General features: G+C 74.1%; 1 protein-coding gene. It reads left to right on the top strand.

Annotated features, from left to right (window positions below):
• Window positions 1-18: 18 nt before the first annotated feature.
• A partial coding sequence (locus OEB96_RS00080) for a hypothetical protein (RefSeq protein ID WP_266213334.1) occupies window positions 19-224 on the top strand: 206 nt, incomplete at its 3' end.

The following is a 224-nucleotide window of genomic DNA, read 5'->3' as shown; positions in this document are numbered from 1 at the left end:
GGGCGCACGCTGCTGCGGGTGGATGCGCTCAGCGGGCAGATCCTCGAGCACGCCGAGCTGCCCGCGGTCGACCCCGACGACGTCTACGAGCCGGCGTATGGCACCGTGGTCGACACCGCGGTGGCCACCCACTGCCTGTCGCGGCTGTGGGCCGAGGCGCAGGAGGTCTACGTGGCCGACCCCGCCGGTCGTCTGTTCCGCTGGGACCTCGGCCGCGAGACGGC

It is taken from the genome of Paraliomyxa miuraensis (assembly GCF_026337845.1).
GTDB classification, from domain to species: Bacteria; Myxococcota_A; Polyangia; order Nannocystales; family Nannocystaceae; genus Paraliomyxa; species Paraliomyxa miuraensis.
Note: the sequence above shows the minus strand (reverse complement) of the source record. Positions and strands in the feature narration are given on the sequence as shown.